Below are 25215 nucleotides of genomic sequence, written 5' to 3' on the forward strand. Positions count from 1 at the left end.
AAATAGGACTGCTATATGATCAATCACTCACTTATTGCAATATTCTACTAAACTTTGGAGACACATATGAACTTACTCAAAACCGTTGATGCCAAATTCTTTCACACTGAAATCCCTGCTAAACCAATGGGGAACTATGTTCATTTTATCACGATTCGCGTCACTGAATCCTATCCTTTATTTCAAACAGACGGTGAACTCAATAAAGCAAAAGTCCGTGCTGGAATTGAAAATAAAGAACCTATTAGCCGTTTAGCAATGTTTAAGCGCAAGCAATCCACACCAGAACGTTTAACAGGACGGGAATTACTGCGAAAATACGAAATTGGTGACGCAAAAAACTGTGATTACAATGTAGACTTCAGCAAGACGACTCCTGATTGTATTCTTTATGGTTTTGCGATTGGTGATTCCGGTTCCGAAAAATCTAAAGTCGTCGTAGATACAGCTTACTCTATTACTCCATTTGAAGACTCACATCTCAACGTTACCCTTAACGCTCCTTTTGAAAATGGAACAATGAGTCGTCAAGGGGAAGTGACTAGCAGAATTAACAGCCAAGATCATATCTTACCTCAAATCTTTTTCCCAAGCATTGTTACTTTAAAAGACCCCACAGAAGCCGGATTTATCTACGTTTTTAATAACATTCTCAGGACTCGTCATTATGGAGCGCAAACAACCCGTACTGGTAGAGTGAGAAATGAATTAATCGGAGTGATTTTTACAGACGGTGAGATTGTCAGCAATCTACGATGGACGCAAAAAATCTATGACTTGATGCAGCACAAAGGAGAAATTAATCTTCCAGATCCTCTTGATGAAGATGAAGTTGTAAAAGCTGCTACTGAAGCAATGATTGCTCTGATGAAAGACGAATGTATCACTCATACTGATTTTATTGGTGAATCATTTACATCCCTTTTGAATGAAATCAAATCTATCACCAGTCATGAAACTCAACTGCAAGCTATGTTGACACAAGCAAACGCAGAATCATCTGCATATGCTCAAACATGGGTTTTAAAATCAGCAAAGAAAGAAAGCAAAAAAGATTCCAAGAGTCAGAAAAAAGCTGGCGCTGTTGCGGAGTAAGCAATATGGCAATTATTTACCACTGTCAGCTAGAACTCCACGACAGCTTATATTACGCAACTCGTGAGATAGGAAGACTCTACGAGACAGAACTAGTCATTCACAATTACGCACTTTGCTATGCATTGGGATTAGTAGATAGTGAAATCTACTCTACAACTGTTGCAGAAGAACATTCCTATCGTTACTTTTGTCCTGAACAAGTTCCCAAATATGAGGAGCATCTAACACCGCTCAATCACCAGAGCATTTACATCACTCCAGCGCATTCAATTAACCATACTACAATTCTCAATACCTGGAAGTATGCTAATAACAACTACCACGTTGAAATGGAGAAAACTCAAAAGAATATCCCTAGTTTTGGTAGGGCAAAAGAAATTGCACCAGAAAGTCAGTTTGAGTTTTTTGTAATTTCTCAAAAGCAACTCAGACTGCCAAAATGGATTCGCTTAGGTAAGTGGATGAGTAAAGCAGAAGTACAGACTCAAGAAGTCACCAAATTAGAATTAAAAACTGGTAACTTCTCTTTTCCTTACCCATTGAATCCTCTAGATGTGATGTTTACTCATCAAGTCGTTAGCTACGACGTAGTTAATATGCCTCCTGTGAGTCTGATTCAAAATGTCAGCATTCGCCAAGGGCAATATTACGAGTTTGAAAACCCCAACAAGTCTGAAAAACTACGACTTCCAGCCAAAATGCAGTATCGGTTTAAGGGTTAAATCGTGCAGGGTGGGTAATACTCACCCTAAAATCCAATAATACTAAAATCCAAAATTAAATATGCCCCACAGTCTCGTCCTCAACCTCATCCCCCAATCTCCCATCTACCCCGAATTCCTCACTGGTAGACACTACCACGCCCTATTCCTCACCCTCATCAGTTCAGTCGATAAAGATTTAGGAGACTATCTACACACATCCAACGCCGATAAACCGTTCACCCTTTCCCCCTTACAAGTCACACGAAATCATAAAAGCCATCAACACAAACACCACACCTTGCAATTTTCCCATCAACGCCTAATTCCTCCAGGTACACCCTGTTGGTGGCGTATCTCACTCCTAGACGACAACCTATTTAGCAAGCTGACTCCACTGTGGCTAAATCTTAACCCTGAACACCCTTGGCATTTGGGTTCAGCAGATTTATACATTACTAGCATTCTCGGTACACCACAATCAATGCAACCTTGGGCAAATGCTTGTACTTACACACAATTGTATGAGCAAGCAAAAGAGAGCGATCGCCCAAATCACCCTCTCAACCTCACCCTCGCCACACCCGTAGCCTTCCGCCAAGGAGGATACGATACCATTCTCCCAATTCGAGAATGTGTCTTCAACAGTCTTCTCAGTCGCTGGAATAAATATAGTGGGATTGAATTTACCAACATCCCCATCGAGTCAATTTATCCAAGTTTTGTCAACATCCATACAGAAGTTATTCGTAACTATGACAACAAATTTGTTGGTTGTGTCGGCGAAATAAGTTATCGGATTTTAGGAGATATTGAACCAATCGCAATCAAACAAATTAACGCCCTTGCTGACTTTGCATTATATGCAGGAGTTGGACGTAAAACAACAATGGGTATGGGTATGACACGTCGCTTATCATCAAGTGTTGAAAATTATGAATGAGACAGAATACATTCCAATTGCTTCCTTAAACCAATATGCCTACTGCCCACATCGCTGCTGGCGGATGTTTTGTGCAGGAGAATTCATTGATAACCAATACACAATTGAAGGAACAAGTTTACATGAACGCGTCCACACACTTGGAGAAGGACATCGTGAAGAAACCTGGCAAGTTCGAGCGATTTGGCTCAAATCAGACAAATACAAACTTATTGGTAAATCTGATTTAATTGAATCAGAAAACGGTGAGTTATATCCAGTTGAATACAAGCGAGGACGTAAGGGTGAATGGGATAACGATGAGTTACAAGTTTGTGCCCAAGCTTTATGTCTAGAAGAAATCACAGGACAAACAGTGACGACTGGCTATGTTTACTACGCACACTCACATCAACGTCAATTAGTAGAAATTACGGAAGAATTGCGTCAAAGCACAATCGCCACAATTGAAGCTGTTCAAATGCTTCTACTAACAGGTATTATGCCAAAACCTGTCAAGACAAAACGTTGTGTTGGATGCAGTTTGTACACACGATGCTTGCCAGAAATTGTGGACAAAGTAGGACGGTATCAAGAAGTTTACTAAACCAGAGATTTGACATTTTTGCATCACTTTCAATGAGCCTCGAATTGCTCGCCTCGGAATTAATTCCGAGGCTCAAAGACCAAGTCTACTAAAGTAGACTGAAAAGCTTATGCAGTCATCTTTAGATGACTTTGACTATGAGCCTGGGATTTAAATCCCAGGCGGACGAAAATACTGTTTACTGTTCACTGCTTCATCTCAACTAAATCTTAACACTCACTATGGGCACACTTTACATCACACAAGACGATGCATTTATCGGCAAAATCGATGAGAGACTTCACGTCAAATTCGATAAAAAGACAATTTTAGATGTACCGCTTATCAAAATCGATGGTGTCGTGGTGTTAGGACGCGCCACAGTTTCACCCGCTGCTGTTAATGAATTATTAGAGCGTCAAATTCCGCTAACATTCCTGACAGAAACAGGTCGTTATTTAGGACGTTTAGAACCAGAAGTTACCAAAAATATTTTTGTGCGTAAAGCGCAATGGCAAGCAGCAGGTGATACAGCCCAAGCAATTCATGTCGTTCAAGGGTTTGTACGTGGTAAACTGAAAAATTACCGTAATACCCTTGTTCGTCGTCAACGTGAATGCAACAACCTAGATTTATCTGCTTCTATTGAACGCTTAGATCATGTCATTGTACCCATCGACTCAACTCAAAACATTGATTCTTTACGCGGATTAGAAGGTGCAGGTAGCGCCGCTTACTTTGGCTGCTTTAATCAAATGATTCGCAATACAGGATTCACCTTTACCAAGCGCGTTCGTCGTCCACCCACCGATCCAGTGAATTCTTTACTCAGCTTTGGTTATTCCTTGCTGTGTCATGATGTCCAAAGTGCAGTGAATATTGCTGGGTTTGATTCTTATTTGGGATATTTACATTGCGATCGCTACGGTAGACCCTCACTCGCGTTAGATTTAATGGAAGAATTCCGTCCTTTGGTGGTAGATGCAGTCGTGTTGTCTGCGCTAAACAAGCAATTTCTGAAAGTTGAGGATTTCGTGACGGAACCTTTAAGCGGTGCTGTTTCTCTCACCAACGAACCAAGAAAAACTTTTCTGCGGCTGTACGGACAAAAGAAATTATCCGAATTTAAGCATCCCGTCTTGGGACGCAAATGTACTTACCAGGAAGCGTTTGAACTTCAAGCTCGATTACTGGCTAAATATTTAATGGGTGAAATCGAGAAATATCCACCATTGGTTTTGAAGTAGGCGCAAGAGTCATCAGTTATCAGTTATCAGTTACCAGTTACCAGTTACCAGTTACCAGTTATCAGTTACCAAGTTAAGGGGGGTCAAGAAATCGCTGCGTAGGTAGCTGTTCACTGTTCACTGTTCACTGTTCACTGTTCATTGTTCACTGTTCACTGTTCATTGATTCGGTCAATTTGCCTATGAATGTTGTTGTGTCTTACGATATTTCTGAAGATAAGCGCCGTACAAAAATCCACAAAGTCCTCAAGTCTTATGGGCAGTGGGTGCAGTATAGTGTATTTGAGTGCCAGCTGAGTGATACTCAATATGCAAAGTTGCGATCGCGCTTGCACAAACTCATTAAGCCTGATACTGATAGTATCAAGTTTTATTTTCTGTGCGCCTGCTGTTTTGGTAAAGTCGAACGTATCGGCGGCGAACCACCTCGCGATGACACCATTTTCTTTGCCGAATGCGCGGATGGGTAGGTGTTGGAAAATAGGTTTTGAAAAAAATGGCTGGATTGCTTACAGGACGAGGATTTCTGGGGAAAATTGTTTATAACCATCCGCGCTCCTTGCCTAGACTGGATTTCAGCCATTTCCTGTCAATCAATTTACTTTTTTGCATGCTATCATTAGATCACCCGCGATTTAGAACCTTGAAAACTTTATATAGAGCAGGTCTCAGACTTGGATCGGTTGAAATTTCTCTTACTCCCTATTAGGGATTGAAACAACATTGATCCTAGTGACCCTGAAAAGGGCATCAGTTGAAATTTCTCTTACTCCCTATTAGGGATTGAAACTGGAACCAGAACAAAACTAAACGAATTGCATATGAGAGTTGAAATTTCTCTTACTCCCTATTAGGGATTGAAACAAGGAAGATGAATTATTGACTTATAGCATGTTTCATCGTTGAAATTTCTCTTACTCCCTATTAGGGATTGAAACTTAAAAGTCAATGGTCCAGCATCAATAATTGTGGCGTTGAAATTTCTCTTACTCCCTATTAGGGATTGAAACCGCGCGTACAACAATCGTGAAAAAAAGAAAATAGAGTTGAAATTTCTCTTACTCCCTATTAGGGATTGAAACTTACATTCCAGTTACCGTAGAGGAGGCGATCGCGAGTTGAAATTTCTCTTACTCCCTATTAGGGATTGAAACGATTTGGAATATTGCTCAGTACATATATCAAGAGCAGTTGAAATTTCTCTTACTCCCTATTAGGGATTGAAACAAATTGTTTCTAGATCTACACCTTTTTCCGCCCAAGTTGAAATTTCTCTTACTCCCTATTAGGGATTGAAACAGCTAACAAAGATGGGTTTCAAGGTTTGCGGTTTCCTGTTGAAATTTCTCTTACTCCCTATTAGGGATTGAAACTTTTCAACATAAAACACCACATTAGTAATACTGTTGGTTGAAATTTCTCTTACTCCCTATTAGGGATTGAAACTGCTAGATGATACAGGAAATGAAAGGGAAGACATGTTGAAATTTCTCTTACTCCCTATTAGGGATTGAAACTTGAGGGTATTAGTGGCGCGACCAAACCCCAAGGGTTGAAATTTCTCTTACTCCCTATTAGGGATTGAAACAGGTAGTACCCATACATATTGATAGGGTTTGAACAGGTTGAAATTTCTCTTACTCCCTATTAGGGATTGAAACAATATCTGAGAATTCAGTAAATGCAGAAATCAAGTTGAAATTTCTCTTACTCCCTATTAGGGATTGAAACACGGTTTATACACATTTGAAATTTCTAAAATTCCGTTGAAATTTCTCTTACTCCCTATTAGGGATTGAAACTCTATACCTTCACATTGCACCCATTTACCATTTACAGTTGAAATTTCTCTTACTCCCTATTAGGGATTGAAACTAAAGTCAAGGTCAAAAAGCGCAATTCAACCATGAGTTGAAATTTCTCTTACTCCCTATTAGGGATTGAAACAAGTTCGCTCTTGTGGTTAACTCTCCTGCTGTATAGTTGAAATTTCTCTTACTCCCTATTAGGGATTGAAACAGGCTTCTAAAACTGTCTACTAAGGAAGAAACCAAGTTGAAATTTCTCTTACTCCCTATTAGGGATTGAAACGTAAGCAGTTTCTGTGTGTCAATTCTAAGTAATTAGTTGAAATTTCTCTTTCTCCCTATTAGGGATTGAAACTCAATGAGGTAGACCGAGTATGTATGCTATGGCTTCAGGTTGAAATTTCTCTTTCTCCCTATTAGGGATTGAAACATGAAGTCTGAGAAATTTGGAGTATCTATAGTAGAGTTGAAATTTCTCTTTCTCCCTATTAGGGATTGAAACAATGCCGTACTCAGCACAATTTGAAATATCAACACATGTTGAAATTTCTCTTTCTCCCTATTAGGGATTGAAACAGATCCACCAAGTCCATCAAACGCGCACGGATGTGGTTGAAATTTCTCTTTCTCCCTATTAGGGATTGAAACTAATTGGGATTGCTGCAAAGTTTATCCAACTGCCAGGTTGAAATTTCTCTTTCTCCCTATTAGGGATTGAAACGAAAGGATGATCGTATTTAAAGTTTTCAAATTTGCACCGTTGAAATTTCTCTTTCTCCCTATTAGGGATTGAAACGAACATCCTGTTGCGGCAGTCGATAAACCTGTTGTTGTTGAAATTTCTCTTTCTCCCTATTAGGGATTGAAACCAGCGATCGCCCCTATCGCCATCCCCTCCGGCACATCCGTTGAAATTTCTCTTACTCCCTATTAGGGATTGAAACTAACGGGATTGAAACAGGCGATTTCTATGGAAAGCTTTTCTTCTCCTGTCGCAGACACTGCGCGCCGAGAGTTCCTGTCTGCAGGACTTACGCTAATGCTCAACTACGACAGCGTTAAAATAAACCCATAAATCGTAACGCCATACCCACTCGCCATGTCCCTAGCTAAGGAATTAGACACTCCCCAAGATATCCCAGAAGATGTTATCCTTCCTCCAGGTGATTTATACAGCGACGAGCCTCCCTTGGAAACCGAACTACATCTACGGCAAATAATCCTACTTTTCAAATGCCTGGAATGGTTGTGGCGAGATAAAACAGATTTCTACGCTGCTGGCAATCTTACTATTTATTACAGCCTCAGCAAACGCAAATCAGAAGACTTCCGAGGACCAGATTTTTTTGTCGTGTTGGACACCGAACGCAAAACTCGTAAAAGTTGGGTAGTTTGGGAAGAAGAGGGCAAATATCCGAATGTAATTCTAGAAATTCTTTCTGAATCAACTGCTAATACTGATAAAGAATTTAAGAAAAAACTTTATCAAAATACCTTCCGCACCCCTGATTATTTTTGGTTCGATCCATACACATCAGAATTCGCTGGTTTTCACTTATTAGATGGCAAATATCAACCTTTAGAAGCGAATAATCAAGGGCATTTGTGGAGTCAGCAACTAGAGTTATATCTGGGAATTCATCAGGGTTTATTGCGATTTTTCACAGCATCAGGACAGTTAGTTCCAACACCAGAAGAAGAAGCTGAATCGCAACGTCAGCAGAAAGAATTAGCAATAAGTAAAGCAGAGAGATTGGCTGCTAAATTGCGGGAGTTAAATATTGACCCAGACACAATTTAGCTTAAACGGGCATCATATTATAATGTTGGCAGAGCGTTCGCAATTGCAAATGCCATCAATGGAAAAGAATATCAAAAGGCTAAACGAATTGATATCAAAAGTTGCTGGCAGCATCAAAAATCTGTTGTGCGGTTATGTTTAGTTCGCTTAATGTTGGGGAGGTAATGCGATTGCTTCCCCTGAACTGGGCAACTTGGTACTCACCTTCAACCAACTGGTAGACAGAAATAGTTGGTTGTTTGGGGCTGCCAATAAACGCCCGTCCGCCCAATGCTGCATAATCCACAATCCAGTATTCAGGAATACCCATTTCCTCATAGTCAGCAAGTTTTTTATGATAATCGTCACGCCAATTACTGCTGACCCTTACGGGTTCGTCAGTTGCTTCAACGCGGGGAACCCGCGCAACGCACTGACTCACAACTTCAACCACTAGGGGTACTGATGCTGCGTCCGATATAGTTGACTCTTTTTTCCACAGAGGTTCGTTTATCAAATTGGGACGATTTAATAACAGCACATCTGGTGAATAAGCTGATTTGCCCTCAATTGGTTTAATAAAAGTGGTTTTGGGGATGAAGTAAGGAAGGTTTAAGCGACTATATTCCAAAGTGAGTTTTGTAGCTAAAAATCCAACTACCTCTTCATGATCACCTGTAGGTGGTGCCATCTCAACAATTACTCCATCATGCAATTCATAGCGTCGTTGCGGGTTCTCTGGATACCAGGCAATAAATTCATCGAAGGTTACTTGTTTGGTTAAGGCTTGAGTCATGATAGACTACGTATTCTGCTAGTGGTTCTTTTTTAAATGAACTATCAATCTAAATCGTGACGATTTTGGCTTCATCGGCGGATTGTTTACCTCTCTAGTTTCGCACAGGTATAGCTTAGTGCTGCCAATCTTCCACAGTAACATTAACATGCAGAAGATGCAGAGACTTGTTTTTAAACTAAAATTGCTTCCTTATTCCCAGGGCTGAATCAAAAAGTCTCGCCTGCCCTACTTTCTATTAGAAACTGAAACTCCACAACGATACAACTGATAAGGAACGCCAACGCGATAATGCTGCGAGGAATCTATGGCGCAAGTCATTTTCTGAGAAAGTGTTATCTGCTGCGGATAGTCTCGGCGTTTTCTACCTGGACCAACAAGCCATAAATTAAGATGAGTCGCAGTTGGTGGAGGAAGTTGAGAAAGTTTTTGCAACACAGGTGCAAAGTCTGGTGATTGCTTGAAGAAAGCAACGTGAGAGGAGGAATATTCTTCTGCTTCCCTAAGTGGTTCCAATGCTAAAGCGAAACTTAACCCTAATGCTACATCTTGGTAATCTCTGTATCCTACCACCATTAAAATAGGAATAGAAGGGTTTTGATTCATCTTTCGCGCGACTTGTTCCGGCTCAAATGGTTTTTGAAATACTAAGTTGAAAACAAGAAAAACACAACTAAGAAGACTGACAAGAAAAAGAATGACAAAGGAAGATTTAGGAAGGAAAATTGAATGGTTTCTTGTTTTTTCATTCTTGTTAATTTGATACCAAGTTGCGTTTTGTTGTAGTGGCGCTTTCGGGGAGATTGCTTCCCTCCACTTCGTTTCCCGCCACGGCTTCGCCTCGCGGCTTCGACTCGCAATGACAGCTACTACCTTTGATTGCAACTTGGTATGAGCGAAACTCGCTGCGACTAGGGCACAAAAACTGGGATAATAAACAAAGTGATAGCGGGGAACAGCGGTAATATCTTTGCCGAGGAAATAGGCGATCGCCAAGAATTCCAATAACACCCACACACAGAAACTTAACAAAGTCAATGTCGCTAAATGCGTTGATTGTTTATACCATAGCTGCTTTAAACCTTTGAAAACTTGCCAACCCACCCAAATACCAAACAAAAGCATTAACAACCCAGATACGACTGCAATTGCAAGTGGTTGATTTTCTACAGGTAGAGAAATCACCATCAGCAGCCAGCTAATAAGAGTTTGATAAATTGGGGAAATATGTTGCGGAGGATCCAGCCAACCAGTTTCAGAACGATTGTAGTCATGAAAGACAACTGGTAACCACGGCAAAAAACTGATGACAACAACACTCACACATAAAATGAGTGCTAGCCAAATTTGGCGCTTGTTAAGGATGTTTCCCGAACGCCAGCACATCAGCACCAGTAGTGTTGCAATCTGCGCAATGAAAGCAAGAATACAAAAGTAATGAACATAAAAACTGATACTGTTGATGATTGCCCATCCCAGCACAACCCAAAATCTCACTTTTTGCCGCTTTTCAATATCCTTGACAATTTGCACCAGCCCAAGTAAAGCTAAAGTGATCAGGAACATGGGCAATGTGTAATGTCGTGCTTCTTGGGAAAGGTAAACAGCCAGAGGGGAAACAGCCATAAAAGCTGCTGCGATTATCCCCGCAGACGGGAAGAAAGCAATACGATTGAGATAGTAAATTGCGACAATTTCAGCGACACCAAAAAACACGGCTGGCGATCGCAACTTCCCAACCCACTCACCTCCCAAAGGACTCAACCACTTCAACCAACTGTACATCCCACAAAAAAACAGCGGCGGATGAGTAGACTGACTCGCAATATTTTTAGCAATTTCAGAACAACTCACCCCTGGTTGGACAGTAAAAATCTCTGACACGCGTTCCAGAGGTAACACCACTTCCATTGGTAAATCATTGTAGCTTTTACCCAAACTGAAAATCGCAGTAATCACCTCATCCATCCACAGAGGTTTGAGATCCAAATTCCAAAAGCGTAAAATTGCACCAAGGGCGATCGCCCCAACCAAAGCGAGATAATGTAGATAAAATTTACGATTAGCCATTCCTTCTAAATTACAACCGCAGATCAACGCGGATGCACGCAGATAAAAATCTAAATATTATCTGCGTCGAGAGTGCGTCGAGGGTGGGGTTCCAAATCTAAAATCTTATTAGATAAGACGCTTATATTAAAAATCAGTGCCTCAAGAATCGAAATCTATAGAACCATCTACATTACCTGTCTCTTCCCCGCGAGAGGCAGCCATAGCAAATATTCGTAATACTCTCCGTCAAGGACAGCAGCGTATGGCTGACTGGAACTCCGGTTCACTCGCTGTTTCAGCCGTTCCCGGTGCAGGTAAATCTACAGGAATGGCTGCAGCAGCTGCAATTGCGATCGCCCATCAGTATGATCAATCTACAAAATCACGTCGAAATATCCGTCGTCAACTCATTGTTGTCACCTTTACTCGCTCAGCTGCTGCTAATATTAAAATTAAAATCCGCGAATACCTTAAAGAATTATCTTTACCACAAACTGGCTTTATTGTCAATACCCTACATGGTCTTGCATTGAACATAGCCAGCCGTTATCCTAATTTATCAGGTTTAGAGTTAGAAAATGTCACTTTAATTACCCCAAATCAAAGTCATCGATTCATTAGGACTGCTGTAGAACAGTGGGTTGCTAGCCATCCCGGACGCTATTCTCGGTTATTAGAAGGTATTGAATTTGACGGAGAAGAAACAGAAAGACTGCGGCGACAGTCGGTGTTGCGGACGGAAGTTTTACCAGAACTAGCAACTATAGTGATTCATGAAGCAAAGAGTTCTGGCTTATTACCAGAAGATTTGCGTGAATTTGGCAAACAAACCACAGAGGAATATGACATCTTAAGTATTGCGGCTGGGTTGTACGAGCAATATCAGAATTTGATGCGATCGCGTGACTTCATTGACTACGACGACATGATATTAGCCGCCCTGCGCGTATTAGAAAACGAAAACACCCGTAAAATCGAGCAAAATCAAGTTTTCGCTGTCTTTGAAGACGAAGCACAAGATTCGAGTCCCTTGCAAACGCGCCTACTCACAATTCTCGCCACCAACCCCGACAATCCCAACGAACCACCAAATCTACTCCGCGTTGGCGATCCAAACCAAGCGATTAACTCAACCTTTACCCCAGCCGATCCGATTTATTTTCGCCAATTCTGCAAAGAGTGCGACGCCCAGCAACAATTAGTGACAATGGATCAAGCAGGTCGTAGTACGAAAATTATCATCGACGCCGCTAACTTTGTTTTGGAATGGGTGAATAGTCTTTATGTGAAAACGGGACAAGACAATTCAATTCAAAATTCCAAATTCAAAATTCCAAATTTGGAATCTCCCTCATCTCCCACTCCCTTTCGTTTCCAAAGAATTCGCCCTGTTGAACCTAATTACCGTAAAGCTGATGTCAATCCGCAAGCTGTGGGACTAGGATTGGAATTGTACACACCGCGTGACATTCATCACACAGTCGAGTTGCTGTCCGAGAGGATTGTAGAGTTATTTTCTCAGGAACCAAACGCTATTAGTGCAGCGATTTTAGTACGGGAAAACCGTCAGGGACGATGGTTGGCACAAGCGCTGACTTCAGTGTGTAAAGAGCATAATATTCTTTTGTATGATGTGGGGGAACGCGATCGCCATTCTCACGTACCAGAAGAAGTTTTGGCACTTTTACAATTTTGCGATCGCCCCCATTCTCCCGACTACCTCAAAAGAGCATTAGAAGTTTTTGTACAACGGCGTTTGATTGAAACCCAAGATCTCAACGCCCTCGCGACTTTACCAGAAGAATTTTTGTATCCTAGTCCTTTAGCTTCACCTCAATCAGAATCAGTCCAAAAAGCTGCTCACCTGTGTCGGAGTTTACTTCGTGCCCGTTTAGAACTACCCCTCTACCAGTTAATTTCATTCATCGCCCTAACACTCAATTATGAGCAAGCAGAACTCGCAACAGCCGATAAACTAGCAGAAAGAGTCATCCAGCAAATAGCTGGCAATACTTCAATGGGTTCAATGCTGAATGCATTGAGTGAAATCGTCAGTTCCGAACGCTTTGAACCAGTAGAAACAGAAGACTTAGAAAAACGATACACCCGTAACGGTCAACTGACAATCATCACCATGCACAAAGCAAAAGGGCTAGATTGGGACTACGTTTTCATGCCTTTTCTGCATGAGAATCTAATTCCCGGTAGATTTTGGGTTCCTCCCCAAAGTCAGTTTTTGGGTAACTTTACTTTATCAGAAGTTGCCCGCGCTCAAATCCGTGCTGCTCTTCACGGTCAATCTACCTTACCCAGCATCACCGTAGCTTGGGAACAGGCAAAACATCTCAAAACAGCTGAAGAATACCGCTTACTTTATGTTGCCATGACACGAGCAAAACGCCTGTTATGGATGTCTGCTGCCCAGAAAGCCCCATTTACCTGGAGTAAGCCAGAAAACTTACAAGAGCAAACCCCTTGTCCTGTTTTTCCAGCACTCAAACGCCAGTTTCCTAAAAGTGTACGAAACTAAGGGTGTAGGGCTGTAGGGGTGTAGGGGTGGAATCCATTCGCTTGACAACAGTTGATCATCCAATACGGTTGCTATGCTTCTGGTGTTGCGTGCAATACACAATTGTAATGAAAGTGCATGCACTTTCACATTAATTCTTGAAATTATCCAAGTTATACCAATTCTCCATGAAGATGCACTTAATATTTATTAAACGTTAGCGTAGCGTGCGCCCTTGGCGCATACCGCCAAGACGCAAAGAACGCCAAGAATTAAAGAGTGAGTATTAAGTGCAAGTTTACAGAGAACTGGTATTAGATGTGTTTTAGCTTATTAATCAAACAAATACCTCTTTCCCTTACACCCTTACACCCCTGTTTTTTTTCAATGCAAAACATCGAGGTGCGTCCCGTCAAAGATAAACAAGAACTAGATGATATGTTCCACCAAAGGTGGCTTGTTCTAAGATCACCTTTAGGAATGGACAAAGGAACAGAAAAAGACAAGCATGAAGATAGCGCTTTTCATCTAGTTGCTGTTTGTGATCATAAAGTCGTTGGTTCAGCGAGACTGCGTTTACTATCAAAAGAATTGGGAAGCATTGCCTATCTCGCAGTGCTACCTGAGTTTCGCCATCAAGGCATTGGTACAAAACTCATGGAAAAATTGATAGAAATAGCTCATGAAAAAAATCTCAACACTTTAAGATTAATGTCACGAGTTCACGCCGTCAACTTTTACAAGCGACTAGGATTTTGCGAAGTAGGGGAGCCATTTTATTATTTGGATGTGAGTCATATTTTTATGCAGTGCAAGCTACAGCAGTCTCAGAAAAATGCGAAAGACTAGCTACAGAGTATTTAACGAACAATGACTCTTGCTTGGCATTGCAAGAACCCCTCATCTCAAGAGTCTTACTGTCATTTTTCACAAGCTTAGCTTGGTAAGTGTCAAGAGAACAATCAGGTTTTTCAACAGTTAGTTCAGCCAGAATTGTTGTCTTATCTGAACTCTCCTCAATAATTCTGCCTGCAACTCTGTAATTAAACCAATCCCATCCGTGGCGAAGAATCAGTTCTCTTTCCAAAACCTGAATAGAAGTTGGCAGAATTCCCCAACCTCGATAGACTTTATTCAAGCAGGTGATATCACCAGTTCGCGTCAAAATCGACCGAAATGAATCTTGATCGAGAACACCATAGTATCTTCCTTCTGGCAAGTCTATTATTGTTGGTGCAAATCGATGTCCACCAAAGTGACTTGATTTCCAAATCCGAACATTGTCCAAGCACAAATCTTCCGACATCGCTACAGCTTGGGCATAAAAGGGATTTCCATACCTAGCACAGCAAAGATCATGGCTACCGTGGGTACAGACTAAAATATCCCTGGTTGCACTGTTTTTCACTTCATAATTGCTAGATTGACCAGATAACCATTTTCTGACAATCCCTGCTGCTTGCTCAATATGTGCCAGATGAAACTCTTGTTTGTGGTATCCGTTACTGAGTCCCTCTTTTTTCTGATAAATTAATACAGTTGTACCATCTACCTTATGTGATAAGTTATTAGCAATTAAGAGAAATTTTACCGGAATTTTACCCGACTTACACTTTTGAATTAAGAGCCTCAAATTCTCTGGAACCCACCTAGAATTCAAGGCTTCGGCTGTCCAAGGAGTGCGACACTCAATCAATATGTAAGTCTGGTTATTGGTGCCGCTGCCAATAATATCTTCTCCTATTTGGCGTGAATGATCGGAACAAAAGAAAGTGTTCATTTAGTGGTAATGATTGTTTTTTTTGAGATTAATGAGGATATGACACAGAGGAAGAAACGAAAATGATGCCTTCAGTGACCAAGCGAGACAAAAGAGGAGCAATATCAATTTCCCAATCATAATCTGGGAGCCAATTGATAACATCCTCCCCTGTAAAGATTTCTCCAGTGAATAAATTTTCCACAAGAGAGATAGGTACTCCTTTGAGAGATACTTCTTTACCAGCTACAACAATTTTGTAGCCACTGCTATCTGGCAGTTCGGTAATTCTAGTTCGCTGAAACTTGGCGCTTTTGAACTTGGTTTGCGTCCCTTGTTCAAATATATGAAATCCAGCTTGATAAGGTAGAGAGTAGGGAGCGATCGCCTTGCCCAAGCCATCAAGATAATTCATATAATCATCAGAAAGATTGCTATGAGCAATATGTTTACTTAATTTTTCAATTAAGCCATCTACATAGTTCTCCACAGCCGCCGTCTCTACACGTAATGGCATACTTTTGCGCCACTCTTCCTGCTGACGCAGTTCGTTAACTAACCATTCCAGAAAGTCAACACCCGTTTTACAATGTACCCCTAAAGTCAGGTGCAGTGATGGTTCATCAACAGCAACTGCATAGTGCCAATGACCACGAGGAATATAAAGAACGTCTCCAGGTTTGAGAGTGCAAGTTAAATAAGCTTCTCCTTCTGGAGGCGAGAAAGAAGATGATTTCTGTTCTGGTAAAGGATACTTAATCGTGTCATAAAATACATACCATTGCTTTGTACCATCTATTTGTAAAATAAAGACTTCATGGGTGTCATAGTGTGAAGAGAATCCCTGTTTATGAGGCCAGGAACAGTAGGCGTTGACTTGTACACCATAGCCGAAATCATACTTCATTTCGGAGGCGAAAGTAGCCAGTTCTGGAATCAGTTTATGTACTCCGTTGAGGATGAGAGTTGCACCTTCTTGGCATCGCTGGATGATATTAGCATTTGCACTTTCATCCAAGACTTTTTCATCTAATGCTAAACGGAGGTCAGGATATTTGAACTGATGAAAGTTCAAAAGATATGTGAGTTTTTCCCAAGAAAACAAGTGAGCAAATTTCGTTTGATCTCCACTAGAGATAAACACTGCTTCGCTTGTCCAATTCTTTTTGAAAAACTCTTCAACGGTATATGGCTTTAGTATATCTCCAAACATAATTAATTTATAATTATTCTCAATAAAATGACAAAAAAATAATTAGATCCAATCATGAACGGGAGTAGGAGGTATCATAGCACCTACTCCTGAGTACAACTCATCATTAATACGGTTCGGAAATCAAAATTATGCCAAAACAGGGAAATGAATAATCTGTTAAGCCAATTCCGAACCCGTTTTATAATGACGTGTACTTAGTGTTTAAGTGTAATGGGATAATTAGCAACTATTAGCTGCTTAAATCATCACCATCAGCATCAGTATTTAAGTCATCACCATCAGCATCAGTATTTAATTGACCAGTAGTATTTTTACTGAGTTCCTGAGCCAACTCTTTGACTTCAACTTGAATTCTGCTGGAACGGAAATGTTTTGGAGCATTTTTTTCAAATTGATTTGACATGTTGCCTCCCTGAGTGTCTTAGTCAGCTTTTCACCGAGTTTCAGTTCCTGATCGTTTCACCAAGAATCTTGTCTAGGTGTTCACCTTGACTGTAACCGAACTCAATACCAAATGCAAGTCATTACTAAGTAATATAGCTAATTCTAATACCTTTCGCCTCCATACAGCAGTAATATTAAGCTTATCTGGTAGCTTAACTGGTATTTAACTGGGAAAGTGTTGCCATAGTGACGATTTGCTTATATCTAGTTGTACTCTAAGAATAATAGATAAATTTTCTCATTTTTTTCCTAAGACATAAACAATTATATTTTGGTATATAGTAATATATTATACTTACATATCGAAAAATGCTAATGCGACAGATGCTTCAGTTGGGTAGAGCATAAACGTTGTAGGCGTTGGGTTGAGGTACTCTACCCAACCAACTTACATTGGTATTAATTTGATATTTTTATGTAAGCAATAAATAATAATAATTCACAAGAGTATGTCAAAAATCTGCAATTAGCCGAGCCTTTCTCAGGAAAAATCGCAGTACAGTCTCTTCGCGGGAAATAATATCAACTCTACCCTCCATTCCCAATTGAATCTGACACTGATTTTCCCCTCTACCTAAGCCCTCCCTTGCCCGCTGCGCGAACAAAGAAATTTTGGTATGCACGGGCTTTGCATTGAGACTTACAGATTGCAAAACCTGTGAATAACACTCTCCTAGCCATTCAGTTTCTTTATCTTTTTTGAGTGCTGGCAACATTGAATTTAATCCAGATTGAGACAAGCTTTTGCCAGTTGCTTTATAGGTTTCAATACATTTGTTTAACCCATAATTCCACCACCACCGCGCACATCCAAAATGCTGTGCAAGTATCTTGACTTGTTGTTCTGTGGGGTAGAACCTAATTTTTACGGCTTGTCGTCTCATCTAAACTTCTCCAAAGAAGACAGAAACAAAACCGGCACATCAGCCGAAACTTTCAAACTTGAGTTTGTAGTCTCTAATCATAGAGCAAAAACAAAACAGACAAAAACCGCGCTAAGGCTATCACCCTCAGTCGCGATTTGATTGATTCAATCTTCAAGGTGTTCTATGAAAGACATAAACAAACTATATCCTGCACTTAACAAAATCCTCAAGTCCCCCAAAGGAATTTTATTGACTTTAACCTTAACGAGTTTGTTCTCAAGTGGACTCGGAGTGGTTGGAAACTATCCTGCTGCTGCTTCTGGGGAAGACGAGCAAATACAGAGCAGTTATAGCAGCGTTCAAATATCCCAAACTACAAACCAGAACTCAAGCTACAGTAGAATTCAAATATCCCAAACCACAAACCAGAACTCAAACGGTTTGCCAAGACGGATAGAAAATGCAATTCTGCGTGATGCTTCCAAACGTTCCGGCGTACCAATTCGTGAATTACAAATAACCGAAGCCACAGCAAAAACCTTCAGCAATCCTTGCATCTTCAAATTTGGAGAAGTTTGTACCAGGGAATTCAACCCCATTAAAGGTTGGGAAGTGGTTGTTCGGGTGCAAGATAATTCTTGGACTTACCACGTCAACGAATCCGGCTCAGAAATTGTTTTAGATCCAAAGGTGAGTACATCACAATCAACCACACTCCCAAAAGAAATCGAAGATGCGATTTTGGGTGACGCCTCCAAGCGTTCGAGAATACCAACTTCTAACCTAAAAGTTACCAAAGCCACAGCAAAAACCTTTGGTAATCCCTGCGAATTCAAATTTGGCGAAATTTGCACCAAAGAATACAACCCCATTAAAGGTTGGGAAGTTGTTGTCCAAGTTGGCAGACAATCTTGGACGTACCATGTCAACGAATCCGGTTCGCAACTCGTATTAGATCCCAAAATCAGCGGGGGGCTTAAAAACTAAGTCAGAGTGTAGGGTGGGCATTGTAATGCCCACCCTACTTAGATGTTATTTAATTAATTGACGCCGAACAACACAGTCGGCTCAACTTGACAAGACAACCGATTTTAGATGTTTCACCTCAGCCTTTGGCGACGAGTTCAATAGTACGGTAGCTGGAAGTTCAGGAGTCTTCCATATAGAGCTAAATAAGATATCAAGAACATCAGCTTGACGAGCAAGTTCGATCGCACGATGAGTGATGATATCACCAGGACTCAGAATGATGTTATCTTCCCGGTCAAGGATAATTCGATTCACTGGACGTCCCAAGGCTTGCTTCATCCGTTGTTCTTCCAGCACCTGAAGTGCCTGTTTACGTAAATGTTCAAACCTTTCTGCGAGCACTACTAACAGAGTACTTGCATTGTCCCGCATTTGAATGACACCATCCACGACTCGCTCACCCGTGTCTGCAAATGTTTTGTTGGCATTGGCATAAGCTGCTTCAGTTGAGGTCAAACCAACAGCGTTGAGTAAAGCCTGCTCCAGTTGATAAGTCTGCGCCCGTTTTATCACCTGCGGTGTCACAATTTGTCCCGGTGCAGCCACGACTAATGCTTCATTAGTCTGAACGATACGATGTACACGCCGACCTAACGCTTGTTCAACCACATGACCAGCAAGGAAGTTATTTGCTAAGTTGCTCAACTCGGTTGATAAGCTACCTCCTGCTGCCCGAAACAGTTGATCCAGCACACCTTGACGCTCAGCTTCATCAGCAATCTCTAATGTGACTAACTGACCTTGAGCAATCAGCAACGTTCCATCTGGTGCAATGACATCGCCGTCAACTACTCTGTCAATGATAAGTGCCTTCTGCTCTTCTGGATCAACCACTGCATTTGTGAACCTAGCAGCGGCGGTACGAGTCATTTCTCGTAGTTTTTCATTCGCAACGCCAGCACCCTGTTGCAACTTTTCACTGGTAGTGTCTACAATTTCTTGGAATTGTGCGCTGGTTGTGTTGGCTGTCTGTTGTATCTTGCGGTTTAACTCCTTTGCAACACGACCTCCTGTTGCCCGGTAGAGTTGATCAAGCACACCAAGGCGCTCAGCCGAATGTGCAATCAAGAAGGTAACTGTCTCTCCCTGCATAATCAATAGTGTTCCATCCGCAGCGATCACATTTTGATCCGCAACTTTACCAATCACGAAGGCTTTCTGTGCAGCCGGATCAACGATCGCATTCGTAATAGAGGTAACAGTTGCCTGATTAACATCTTGTAGTCGCTTACCAACAGCCTCTGTTGTTTCTTGCAATTTTTCTGTTGCAGTCTGAGTCGCTTCCTGAAGCTTCAAACCCGCCATAGCAGTCGTGACTTGCAAGCTGTCACCAGCAGCCTGAACAGCCCCCTTAATACCGCCAATTTGCTCCTGCATCAATTGCGCTGTTTCTACTGGTACGAATGCCACATCCTCACCGATTTTCAGGGTTTGAGGAGCAGGAACAAAAGAACGACCAGAGTAGGCATCAGCAAACAAACCGCCAGAAACTTCATAGCCTTCAACAGAGCCTGTTTCCTCGTCAAAGTAAAGGTCAACCATAGTACCGAGATCACGCCCATTGACCGTGAAAATCCGGGTTGCCCTGAGCACGTTATTGCGCTTCATAATCGCCTTTATTTCAGGCACAGCCCTGAGTTTCACAACCGCCTTTTTGGATGGTACAACAACTGCATTCGGACCAATTGCTTGTATACTGGTGAATGGAATGACGCGGGTAGCACGAAATAACCCTCCCTCATCCACAAGTAGTCCCAGAAGCTGATGGCTATCTTGATCGAAAATTAAATCTTGAACCCGATCAATTTGTTCTCCTGTGTCGTATGTAATAACGACCTTACCGATTAAATCGCTTCCTTTACGCATCTTCAAACCTCTAAGCACTTATTTGTTTATCAAGTAAATTAGCAATACTAAACTCAGCAGGCAGGCTACTCTTGTGAAACCTGATTTTCGTCTGCTCAACCAAGTTCTGAATATTAATGACACCAGAGTACCTAAGTACTCCTGCGAAAGCGATCGCAACAATAAACGCAGATAAAACGTACAAACTACCGTTAGAACGCCGACCGACTAGTCTTGGCATGACATTGCTCCTTTGCTCCAAAATTCAGATGACAAGATAACTATCCACATAAGAAAAACTTAGTGAGTTATGAGAACTTCAATTCAACCGACTTAAAGCATCGGATGATCTGTATAAAAAATAAACCACAAGATTTCTCACCAGACATGATGTATCTGTTGGTGAGAGTGTATCTTTATAACAGCAATGGATTATGGTTGGAACACTGTTAGACTCTACTCTAGACTCAGCCGAGTACTTTAATTATTCAAGCCCTTTCTTGACTTGATTTTTTATTTCTTCAAGTTTATCTTTCACGTTTTCAACCACGTGACGAGCCTGAGCCTCAGCTTGCTTTGCCTTACCCTCCACTTGGTCTTGTGTATTGCCAGTTATATCACCTACAACTTCTTGAATTTTGCCCTCAATGTTCTTAGCCGTTGCTTTGATGCGGTCTTCTAAACCCATAGAATCATTCCTTGCTGAAATACCAGACTTAAAACAGTTTGTTGTTTCGTCTCTTACTTAATCAAATCCTTATATGTCAGTATTTTACTGACGGTGGATTAGTAACAGTAGTCACAATATATGCTAGTAATCGTAACTAGGGCTTCCCTCCCAGGAAGGAGCTTTTGTTACATGTGGTATATTTAGAGTCAAAGCCTGATTCTACTTAAGAAATTGTGATTTTTAAGTAAAGTATTATATTTTATTAAGATAAAGGTTATTCTCAGAATTTCCTCAAATTTTTTTTTAAGATTAGTTTTAAAAGTTAAATCGAAAACAAAAGGTGCGGCAAAAAATGTTATGTTACACAGGATAACTCAACGGCAAGCTATAGCAAGCTTAGATAGCAGATCTTCTAAGAGTATGCATCGCGATGGGCAACTAGTCCTTGAACCAGAGTGTACTTTAGAGTGTACTTTACGGTCAACCAATCTAGTACTCCACCAATCTAAAATTACCAGATTAAGGCAAGCAAGGCAAGCACGGGAAGCTGAGTCCAGAGGACACGCTCTTGCAACGAGAGCACAGAATTAAGATTTTTTTCTGTAAGCAACCCGTCGAAGTTCCTAATTGTGAACCACTAGTTCAGACCAAAGACTGATTCTTGTGGTGGAGGAAAGAAAATGTCATCAGAATTTTCGCATCAGACAGAAGCAACAGATGAGGGACAAGATTGGTATTTCGGAACCGAAGAACTATTAGATGCTTTACCTCAAGCCTGGACACGTTCTTCGCTGTACTTGTTATTAGCCTTTGCAGTTACTGTTTTACCTTGGGCTATGTTGTCAAAGGTGGATGAGACAGGGAGTGCTAGAGGACGTATTGAACCAAAAGGCGCAACCCAAAAATTAGATAGTCCAGTGGGTGCAAGTGTGACTGCTGTCAAAGTCAAAGAAGGCGAAACCGTAAAAGCAGGTCAGGTTCTACTGGAACTGGACTCAGAAATTCTCAAAACTGAACTCAGACAAGTTCAAACAAAGTTGGAGGGACTAAAAAATCGCCGGGAAAGCTTGCAGCTACTCAAAAATCAATTGATGCTTTCTGTGCAAACTCAGCAACAACAAAACCAAGCTCAACTATTGGCAAAACAGTCTCAAGTAGACCAGGCGCGACGCAATCTAGATACTCTCAAAACTCTCTATAACTTACAGAAAGAGGAAAAACAGGCGAAAGTAGACCAGGTACAGGAAGCTCTGTATTCTAGTAAGGCAGCTTATAAGTTAGCAGAAGTTCGTTTTCAAGCCTCTCAAGGAAAAGTCCCACGCTACAAAAAAGCCTATGAAGATGGTGTGATATCACAAGAGCGCTTTCTGGAAGTGGAACAGTTAGCAAAGGAAAACTATGAACACCTTGTACAAGCTCAGTCTGATATCGCTCAGGCTCAGTCCAGCTTAAAAGAGCAACAAAGCAGTTATCAAAAAACTATTCAGCAAGCTCAATCCCAAATCGAGCAAGCAGAACTCCGCTTCAAAGAAGAACAACGCAATTATCAAAGCCGGGTTCATGCAGGTGAACTTGCACAACTCAAAACTGAAGAAGAACTCAAACAACTGCAATCACAAATCAACTCCGTACACTCTGAAATTGCCCAAACTGGAAGCCAGATGGTATCTTACAAGATTCAACTGCAGCAACGAGTGGTGCGATCGCCTATTAATGGTGTGATTTTTGAATTTCCCACTACCAAACCAGGAGCTGTACTACAACCAGGTCAGAGAGTTGCTCAAATTGCACCATTACGAGCTGGTTTAGTACTCAAGGCTCAGATGCCTAATCAGCACAGTGGCTTCTTAAAACTGGGTATGCCTGTGAAAGCCAAGCTTGATGCCTATCCTTTTCAGGAGTATGGCATCGTATCAGGAAAAGTGAATTGGATTTCTCCAGACTCCAAAGTTCAGCAAACACCTCAAGGGAATGTAGAAAACTTTGAGTTAGAAATCACTTTGAATCACCAGTATATCCAAAATGGCAAAAAACGTATTCAATTCATTCCTGGACAGACTGCAACCGCTGAGGTGATTATCCGCCAGCGGCGTGTTATCGACTTTATCCTAGATCCATTTCAGAAATTGCACAAAGGTGGTTTAGACGTCTAGTCAAAAGTCAACCTCAACAGCTACCTACGCAGTGAACAGCTACCTACGCAGTACCAGCCGCAGGGAACAAGGGGTGGACGAGTCCGTTTCCTACCTGGTAACTGATAACTGGTAACTGATAACTGATAACTGGTAACTGAACTTCCGAGTGATACTCAAGTGCATGGGGGACTTCAAGTAGTTCAACAGAGTTTCAGCACACCTACAAGCAGTGTATCAACCTATGCTGCCTCTGATTCAAGTTCAGGTCAGAACGTATCCTATTTCTTGGACCCCGCAACAGGTAAGTATGGTTATACCATTGACTATGGATATAAATACGCTGTTGCTGCTGCTGCTGGTTCCGCTGCTAATGAACCTACTTACACCACTTCCTATGCGAGTGCACGTGCTTCATGAAGCTTGTTTTACTAAGTTTTAGTTCAAGAAGCTATTGAATAGAAGCCCCACAAAACAAGTGGTTTTCTTCAATAGCTTTTCTGTTATCTTGACAGCAACTCAGAGGAATGAACTAGCAATTCTCAGGAGAACAATATCATGATTATCAAAGACTTGTCTCACGTAGAAATTGTTGCTGAACAAGCAAAAGAAGTTCAAGGGGCGGAGTCGGGAGGGGGCATTACCCCCCGTCTCTCTCCTTTAGATCCGTACGTGCCCGTTTCCGTGCATACGGCTCCCGATGTTCTAGGATTTCTCCTTGCTCATGTGGATATAATCGTGACAGCTTTCATGTACAGCTAGGAGGTTTTTGGTCTTCCAGTTGTCGTGATTGTTGTCAATGTGGTGTAGATGTACTCGCTCTTCGCTGAGCATCTTTAAACCACAGTGTCCGCATGTATGATTTTGCCGCTTTAGGGCTTTAGAGGTTTCTCCATCATAGAGTTTGCTATTACGCTTGCTCCAGTAGGTGATGTCTCCGTCAAAGGGTGATTTATTTCCTTTGACATTGATGAATTTATTTTCGGAGTAAGGAACTGTCGGAAATGCCTTCTTAATCAAGATACTGCTCGATTCTCGGTCATTCTTTACTTCCTTATTGAATACCCTAAACGCTCTGTGTTGAATGTGGTATAGCGAGTTTCGCGACCCGTCCATCTTACAGAAGCGGTGGTAATTTCTCCATCCTCTAACCAAGGGGGCTAGCTTCTCAGCCTTTATCTTGGAACCATAGTTCGAGCAGTTGACGATGGTTTTTACTTTCTGACGGAATGCTTTGAAGTTATCCACTGAAGGGGTACATCTAAACTTTCCGTTGCTTTGTACTTTAAAGTGCCAGCCTAGGAAATCAAATCCATCTGTCGTTGCGGTTATCTTGGTCTTCTTCTTACTGACGTTCATTCCTCTGTCTGCAAGGAACTGGTTTATTTTTCCAAGTATTTCCTCTGCATTATCTTCGGGTCTAAGTATTGTGACCATATCGTCCGCGTATCGGATGGTTGGCTCTATGATGTCACTTGGCGATGTTGCAGGCGTTATTCTTGCCTTACCACCGTTTATGTGGTATCTATGTATACTTTCGATTCCGTTGAGTGCGATGTTGGCTAAAAGTGGACTTACCACGCCTCCCTGAGGAGTTCCCTGTTCTGGAAACTCTGGATTAACCCCAGCTTTAAGGCAGCGGAAGATACTTCTCTTCATGCTCTGTGGGGCGATGAGGTTATTCATTATGGCAGAGTGGTTTATCCTGTCGAAGCATTTTTCAATATCGAGTTCTATAACTCGTTTATTTGTTCC

The 25215-nt window shown here is 41.5% G+C and carries 21 protein-coding genes, 1 pseudogene and 1 CRISPR repeat array; of the genes and pseudogenes, 12 read left to right on the top strand and 10 right to left on the bottom strand.

Going from position 1 to position 25215, the window contains the following annotated elements; translation table 11 throughout:
- Window positions 1–66: 66 nt before the first annotated feature.
- The 7 genes from cas7d to DP116_RS10355 all read left to right on the top strand — a co-directional run bounded on the left by cas7d (window position 67) and on the right by DP116_RS10355 (window position 8163).
- Complete coding sequence (cas7d, locus tag DP116_RS10325; RefSeq protein WP_169155107.1) at window positions 67–1095, top strand: type I-D CRISPR-associated protein Cas7/Csc2; 1029 nt, start codon at window positions 67–69, stop codon at window positions 1093–1095.
- 5 nt (window positions 1096–1100) lie between these two features.
- Window positions 1101–1820, top strand: coding sequence for a type I-D CRISPR-associated protein Cas5/Csc1 (gene cas5d, locus DP116_RS10330; protein WP_169155108.1), 720 nt, complete (start codon window positions 1101–1103; stop codon window positions 1818–1820).
- 61 nt (window positions 1821–1881) lie between these two features.
- Entirely contained in the window at window positions 1882–2742 is an 861-nt protein-coding gene (gene cas6 / locus DP116_RS10335; RefSeq protein WP_169155109.1) for a CRISPR-associated endoribonuclease Cas6, read from the top strand.
- On the top strand, window positions 2735–3328 hold the full coding sequence (gene cas4, locus DP116_RS10340) for a CRISPR-associated protein Cas4 (RefSeq protein ID WP_169155110.1): 594 nt from the start codon (window positions 2735–2737) through the stop codon (window positions 3326–3328). The genes cas6 and cas4 overlap by 8 nt, the downstream gene beginning before the upstream one ends.
- 221 nt (window positions 3329–3549) lie before the next feature.
- Window positions 3550–4554: a type I-D CRISPR-associated endonuclease Cas1d gene (cas1d, locus tag DP116_RS10345; RefSeq protein ID WP_169155111.1), complete on the top strand. Its 1005-nt coding sequence runs from the start codon at window positions 3550–3552 to the stop codon at window positions 4552–4554.
- 182 nt (window positions 4555–4736) lie between these two features.
- Window positions 4737–5024: a CRISPR-associated endonuclease Cas2 gene (gene cas2, locus DP116_RS10350; protein WP_071654200.1), complete on the top strand. Its 288-nt coding sequence runs from the start codon at window positions 4737–4739 to the stop codon at window positions 5022–5024.
- A gap of 212 nt (window positions 5025–5236) precedes the next feature.
- Window positions 5237–7306: a CRISPR direct-repeat array (repeat unit 37 nt; unit sequence GTTGAAATTTCTCTTACTCCCTATTAGGGATTGAAAC).
- Between the two features lie 155 nt (window positions 7307–7461).
- On the top strand, window positions 7462–8163 hold the full coding sequence (locus DP116_RS10355) for a Uma2 family endonuclease (protein WP_169155112.1): 702 nt from the start codon (window positions 7462–7464) through the stop codon (window positions 8161–8163).
- A 94-nt stretch (window positions 8164–8257) separates the two neighbouring features.
- Here DP116_RS10355 and DP116_RS10360 read toward each other — a convergent pair whose 3' ends face one another.
- Both DP116_RS10360 and DP116_RS10365 read right to left on the bottom strand, forming a co-directional pair.
- Window positions 8258–8938: a Uma2 family endonuclease gene (locus DP116_RS10360; protein ID WP_169155113.1), complete on the bottom strand. Its 681-nt coding sequence runs from the start codon at window positions 8936–8938 to the stop codon at window positions 8258–8260.
- A gap of 228 nt (window positions 8939–9166) precedes the next feature.
- The gene (locus DP116_RS10365; protein ID WP_169155114.1) at window positions 9167–11008 is read right to left on the bottom strand and encodes a glycosyltransferase family 39 protein; all 1842 of its coding nucleotides are present in this window, start codon (window positions 11006–11008) and stop codon (window positions 9167–9169) included.
- A gap of 136 nt (window positions 11009–11144) precedes the next feature.
- Here DP116_RS10365 and DP116_RS10370 point away from each other — a divergent pair, with 136 nt between their 5' ends.
- A complete protein-coding gene (locus DP116_RS10370; protein ID WP_169155115.1) occupies window positions 11145–13520 on the top strand; it encodes a UvrD-helicase domain-containing protein in 2376 nt (791 codons plus the stop codon).
- 366 nt (window positions 13521–13886) lie between these two features.
- Window positions 13887–14348 carry a GNAT family N-acetyltransferase gene (locus DP116_RS10375; RefSeq protein ID WP_169155116.1) on the top strand — a complete coding sequence of 154 codons (462 nt, stop codon included), beginning with the start codon at window positions 13887–13889 and terminating at the stop codon, window positions 14346–14348.
- On the opposite strand, the gene DP116_RS10380 is transcribed toward DP116_RS10375, so the two are convergent.
- The 4 genes and pseudogenes from DP116_RS10380 to DP116_RS29185 all read right to left on the bottom strand — a co-directional run.
- A complete protein-coding gene (locus tag DP116_RS10380) occupies window positions 14302–15279 on the bottom strand; it encodes a ferredoxin family protein (protein ID WP_169155117.1) in 978 nt (325 codons plus the stop codon). The two genes, DP116_RS10375 and DP116_RS10380, sit on opposite strands and share 47 nt — an antisense overlap.
- Window positions 15280–15307: 28 nt before the next feature.
- The gene (locus tag DP116_RS10385) at window positions 15308–16471 is read right to left on the bottom strand and encodes a cupin domain-containing protein (protein ID WP_169155118.1); all 1164 of its coding nucleotides are present in this window, start codon (window positions 16469–16471) and stop codon (window positions 15308–15310) included.
- Window positions 16472–16703: 232 nt separating this feature from the next.
- Window positions 16704–16877, bottom strand: coding sequence for a hypothetical protein (locus tag DP116_RS10390; RefSeq protein WP_169155119.1), 174 nt, complete (start codon window positions 16875–16877; stop codon window positions 16704–16706).
- An 844-nt stretch (window positions 16878–17721) separates the two neighbouring features.
- Window positions 17722–17802 (bottom strand): annotated as a pseudogene (locus tag DP116_RS29185) (helix-turn-helix domain-containing protein); the annotation flags it as partial.
- Window positions 17803–17967: 165 nt separating this feature from the next.
- Here DP116_RS29185 and DP116_RS10400 point away from each other — a divergent pair.
- Window positions 17968–18771: a DUF8738 domain-containing protein gene (locus DP116_RS10400; RefSeq protein WP_169155120.1), complete on the top strand. Its 804-nt coding sequence runs from the start codon at window positions 17968–17970 to the stop codon at window positions 18769–18771.
- A gap of 81 nt (window positions 18772–18852) precedes the next feature.
- Here the strand turns inward: DP116_RS10400 and DP116_RS10405 are convergent, their stop codons facing one another.
- From DP116_RS10405 to DP116_RS10415, 3 genes are all read right to left on the bottom strand, one after another.
- On the bottom strand, window positions 18853–20679 hold the full coding sequence (locus DP116_RS10405) for a PRC-barrel domain-containing protein (RefSeq protein ID WP_169155121.1): 1827 nt from the start codon (window positions 20677–20679) through the stop codon (window positions 18853–18855).
- Between the two features lie 10 nt (window positions 20680–20689).
- Entirely contained in the window at window positions 20690–20899 is a 210-nt protein-coding gene (locus DP116_RS10410) for a hypothetical protein (protein WP_169155122.1), read from the bottom strand.
- A 243-nt stretch (window positions 20900–21142) separates the two neighbouring features.
- Window positions 21143–21346 (bottom strand): CsbD family protein, encoded by a 204-nt coding sequence (locus tag DP116_RS10415; RefSeq protein WP_169155123.1) that lies wholly within the window; start codon window positions 21344–21346, stop codon window positions 21143–21145.
- A 662-nt stretch (window positions 21347–22008) separates the two neighbouring features.
- On the opposite strand from DP116_RS10415, the gene DP116_RS10420 reads away from it, so the two are divergent.
- Together DP116_RS10420 and DP116_RS29945 are read left to right on the top strand one after the other, a co-directional pair.
- Window positions 22009–23481, top strand: coding sequence for a beta-barrel domain-containing protein (locus DP116_RS10420; protein WP_169155124.1), 1473 nt, complete (start codon window positions 22009–22011; stop codon window positions 23479–23481).
- A 267-nt stretch (window positions 23482–23748) separates the two neighbouring features.
- The gene (locus DP116_RS29945; RefSeq protein ID WP_281357393.1) at window positions 23749–23880 is read left to right on the top strand and encodes a hypothetical protein; all 132 of its coding nucleotides are present in this window, start codon (window positions 23749–23751) and stop codon (window positions 23878–23880) included.
- 285 nt (window positions 23881–24165) lie between these two features.
- On the opposite strand, the gene DP116_RS10430 is transcribed toward DP116_RS29945, so the two are convergent.
- Window positions 24166–25215 (bottom strand): group II intron reverse transcriptase (locus tag DP116_RS10430; protein WP_169155126.1); only part of this gene is annotated, 1050 nt, incomplete at its 5' end.

The organism is Brasilonema bromeliae SPC951 (assembly GCF_012912135.1).
GTDB classification, from domain to species: Bacteria; Cyanobacteriota; Cyanobacteriia; order Cyanobacteriales; family Nostocaceae; genus Brasilonema; species Brasilonema bromeliae.